This window comes from Mesorhizobium sp. M8A.F.Ca.ET.021.01.1.1, from assembly GCF_003998025.1.
Taxonomy (GTDB): Bacteria; Pseudomonadota; Alphaproteobacteria; order Rhizobiales; family Rhizobiaceae; genus Mesorhizobium.
Map to the genome: position 1 here is coordinate 1 of NZ_RZSJ01000577.1, position 3,840 is coordinate 3,840.

5 protein-coding genes and 1 pseudogene are annotated in these 3,840 nt (G+C 63.8%); 1 reads left to right on the top strand and 5 read right to left on the bottom strand.

Features of this window, described 5'->3' with window-relative positions:
* Positions 1-414: pseudogene (locus tag EOA36_RS30075) on the top strand (bifunctional folylpolyglutamate synthase/dihydrofolate synthase); the annotation flags it as partial.
* 89 nt (positions 415-503) lie between these two features.
* Here the strand turns inward: EOA36_RS30075 and EOA36_RS30080 are convergent.
* The 5 genes from EOA36_RS30080 to EOA36_RS30100 all read right to left on the bottom strand — a co-directional run.
* Positions 504-917: a type II toxin-antitoxin system VapC family toxin gene (locus EOA36_RS30080; protein WP_127280588.1), complete on the bottom strand. Its 414-nt coding sequence runs from the start codon at positions 915-917 to the stop codon at positions 504-506.
* The gene (locus EOA36_RS30085; RefSeq protein ID WP_127280589.1) at positions 914-1,162 is read right to left on the bottom strand and encodes a plasmid stabilization protein; all 249 of its coding nucleotides are present in this window, start codon (positions 1,160-1,162) and stop codon (positions 914-916) included. The genes EOA36_RS30080 and EOA36_RS30085 overlap by 4 nt, the downstream gene beginning before the upstream one ends.
* A 132-nt stretch (positions 1,163-1,294) precedes the next feature.
* Complete coding sequence (locus EOA36_RS30090; RefSeq protein WP_127280590.1) at positions 1,295-1,576, bottom strand: cupin domain-containing protein; 282 nt, start codon at positions 1,574-1,576, stop codon at positions 1,295-1,297.
* A 131-nt stretch (positions 1,577-1,707) separates the two neighbouring features.
* Entirely contained in the window at positions 1,708-2,031 is a 324-nt protein-coding gene (trxA, locus tag EOA36_RS30095) for a thioredoxin (protein ID WP_015314366.1), read from the bottom strand.
* Between the two features lie 74 nt (positions 2,032-2,105).
* On the bottom strand, positions 2,106-3,840 hold a 1,735-nt coding region (locus EOA36_RS30100), incomplete at its 5' end, for a 3'-5' exonuclease (RefSeq protein WP_189553433.1).

The window sequence follows — 3,840 nt, forward strand, 5'->3', positions numbered from 1 at the left end:
GAACTGGCGCCGAAGGGCGCCGACATCTGGCTCGATGGCGGCCACAATCCGGGCGCCGGCGTGGTCGTCGCCGAAGCGCTGGCCGAGCAGGAAGAAAAGAACCCGCGCCCGCTGTTCCTCATTTCGGGCATGATCAACACCAAGGACCAGAGCGGCTATTTCCGCGCCTTCAAGGGCTTGGTCAGGCATGTCTACACGGTGCCAGTGAGCCAGAGCGATGCCGGCGTGCCGAACGACGAACTGGCGGTCCGCGCCACGGAAGCCGGACTGACGGCCGAACCGGTAAGCTCCGTCGCCAGCGCGCTCATGCTGCTGCGCGACACCTGGGACGGCCCGCCGCCACGCATTCTGATTGGCGGGTCCCTCTATCTGGCCGGTGCGGTGCTGGCTGAAAACGGCACGCCGCCGACCTGAGGGCGGCTACAGTTTCGACGCCTTGCATCTTTAGACGCCTGCGGCGGAATTCTGCTATCTCGCTTTTGACCGAAAGATCCGAGGGCGGTTCAGAAGTCCCACGGCGAGATTAGGTCAAGGCTGGTGGCACTAAAGTCATTGAGATTGCGCGTTGCCAGTCGACCACCATTCACCCGCGCTATTGCCGCGATCATGCCACCGGGAGCTGACATGCCGCGGCCTTGGCGCGTGGCGAACCCCATGATCTCGCCATAAGCCAAGGCAGCTTCTTCCGTCAGCCCAAAAATCCGGTCGGCAAATCGATGGCGCCATCGTGAAAGTCCCTGCTCCAGCCGATCGGCTCGCTCATCGGGCCGTATCTTTTGAATGCCAAAGGCGATTTCCGCAATCGTCACCGTGGGAAGGGCCAGTTCGGCGTCGTTGCGGACGAGCCACGCCAGCACGGCCGGGTTCGGCGCCTTCTTGAAGGACTCCGAAATCACGTTGGTATCGACGAAAATCAAAGCTCAAGCCCTGAATGAACCTGGCGAGCTTCGTGAATAACTTCCTCCAGATCGATGTCGACGCCGGCGCTCGCGATCAGGCTGGCATAGAAGGTTGATGCGGGTTCGCGGCCCGCTTCACGGATTTCGTATGATTCAAGCGCACGTTCGACCACATCGGCTATCGAACGATTTTCGCGACGAGCCAGTCTGTGAGCCAGGTCGCGTGCTTTTGCGCTGCGGACTGAGAGCTGTGGTTCGGCCATGTCAAACTCCCGTTTGGAAAGAGATATAGACCGATCAGCACCTGCCATCAAGATGGCAGGGGATGGCATGCCAGCACATCGTGCCGATCAGTCGATGAATCTCCCGGTGTAACTATCGGCGAGCGAATGGCCCTATTTCAGCTCGATCTCGATAAAAGCGTACTCGCCGTCATTGGCGCTGATGACGTCGTGTTCGACGCCCTCCTTGCGGAAATAGGGGGAACCTTTCTTCATATCGGCGAAGGTTTCACCGTCCTTGGTCACCAGCTTCAGCTTGCCGTCCATCAGCGGCACCACGACATAGTCGTGGCCGTGGCGATGCCAGCCAGTGTTGTCGCCCGGCTGGAAGCGGTATTCGGTGACGATGACGCGCTCATTGTCGATGAAGACTGTGGCCTTGGCGGATCCGGTCATTTCTCTCTCCTGCTTCTGCCGCCAACAGAAGACATGGAGGGCGCCGATGTGAGTGCCAGAGCGGCGCACCGATGGCGCCAACAAAAAGCCCGGCGCGATGGCCGGGCTCAATGCTTCGAATTCAAATGGTATCAGGCGAGATTGCCATTGACCCAGTGCGACAGCGCGGTCTTGGGCGCGGCGCCAACCTTGATGTCGGCCACTTCGCCGCCCTTGAAGATCATCAGCGTCGGGATCGAGCGCACGCCAAACTGGGCGGCAAGCTCGGGATTCTCGTCGATGTTGAGCTTGGCGATCTTGACCTTGGCGCCGAGTTCGGTGGCGATGTCCTCAAGCGCCGGTGCGATCATCTTGCAGGGGCCGCACCACTCCGCCCAGAAATCAACCACGACCGGTACCTGGGCATTGAGCACATCGGCCTGGAAATTGTTCTTGTCGACCTTGACGGTGGTCATGCGGAAATCCTTTCGAAATTTTTCGTCGCACCAAATGTGGTGGTTGCCGCGCCCTTCTTCAAGCAGTTCTTGTGTCACGCTCCCGTGAGTCGGGCAAGGGCGTCGTCCATGGCCCGGGCCGGGAGCTCGATCAGCCTCGGCGCTTCGGTGAACAGCAGGGCCGCCTTGATTTCCCGCCCTGGATAAAGCGGCTGCAGCAGGGCGCGATAGAGCGCGAGCTGAAGCAGATAGGCCGGGGGGACCTCGGCCGGGGAGGCGGGTGCGGGCCGGTTGGTCTTGTAGTCGACGATCGAGACCGTATCCGGCGTCACCGCCAGCCGGTCGATCTTGCCGGAGATGGAGCGAATTTTGCCCTTGACCTCCAGGCTGCCCATGATCGCGACCTCTGCACGTGACGAGGGCGCGAACAGTTGACCGAGGCCGGGGTCGGCAAGGATGGCCATGACCGACGCCAGGGCCTTTTCACGCTCGGCTTGCGGCCACCCCGCACCCGTTCGCGAGAGGTAACGCTCCGCCGCACTTTGGCGGCCGCTCTCGGCCATGCCGGGCAGCATCTGCAGCAGTTTGTGCAAGGCGAGCCCGCGCATCACGGCAAAACCCGGCTCGGCATCGGCGTCTAGCACCGGCGAGGCCTTGTCGACAACCGCTTCCTTGCCTTCCTCGATCAGCGCCGAGGCGCCCGATGGCGACAACGGTCGCGGCAGGTCCTCGAAAGGCGGCAAGGGCCGGAACAGGGTCGCCGGCAGCGGGCCGAAAGCATCGGCTTGCCGCGCCTGTTCACTGACGCCTGGCGCGACCGGCGGCAAGTTGGGGACATGGAAACGATGCACCGGCTCGCCGCCGGCGGGGTGCGGACGCTGTTCGCTTTCCGGCGCACCGATCAGCGCGCGGCTGACGATCGAATGCCAGGTTCCGGTGTTCGGCGCCCGCTTGCCGTGATAACCGCAGACGATCAGCCGGTCCTCCGCGCGCGTCATGCCGACATAGAGCAGCCGGCGGTATTCATCGTCGGCGAGTTCGCGGGCGCGAGCAGCCGCCGTTTTCGAAAAGCCGTTGGCGACGTCGCTGGCCGAACGCCAGAGATAGCCCTTGCCGTCCCAATGCCTGCCCGATCCCTCGAAAGGCATCAGGCGCGGCAAATGCTGGTCGCTGAAGGGAGCGGAACCGCCGTCGACCAGGAACACCACCGGCGCCTCCAGGCCCTTGGCGGCGTGCACGGTCATGACCCGGACCTCGTCGCGGGTCTGATCCATCTCGCGCTTGATCTCGGGGCCGGCGTTTTCCAGCGTCGACAGGAAGGCTTCCAGCCCGGGCAGGCCGGTCCGCTCGTCCGCAAGGCAGAAGCTCAGGAACTCATCGAGAATATCGCCGGCTTCCGGCCCGAGCCGGGCGACCATCTTGCGGCGCACGCCATCGCGCGCCAGCAGGCCGGCATAGAACTCGAACACCGGCTTGAAGGCGGCCTCATCAGCCCAGAGGTCAAGCTGAGCGACGACCTTTGCGAGGGCTTCGTCGTCGCCGGCTTGCTGGCGCAGCGATGCCGCCAGCGACACGCCGGCCGGCCTCTGCGCGGCGAGCGTGAACAGCCTCTCCTCCGGCAGGTCGAAGATCGGGCTGCGCAGGACGGCGGCGAGCGACAGGTCATCCTGCGGCTGGATCAGCAGATGGCCGAGCGCGATCAGATCCTTGACCGCGATATGGCCGGGCAAGCTCAGCCGGTCGGCGCCGGCGACCGGAATGTCGCAACGCTTGAGCGCGCGGGTCAGCGCGTGGACGAAACCGTCGCGCGTGCGCACCAGCACCAGCACG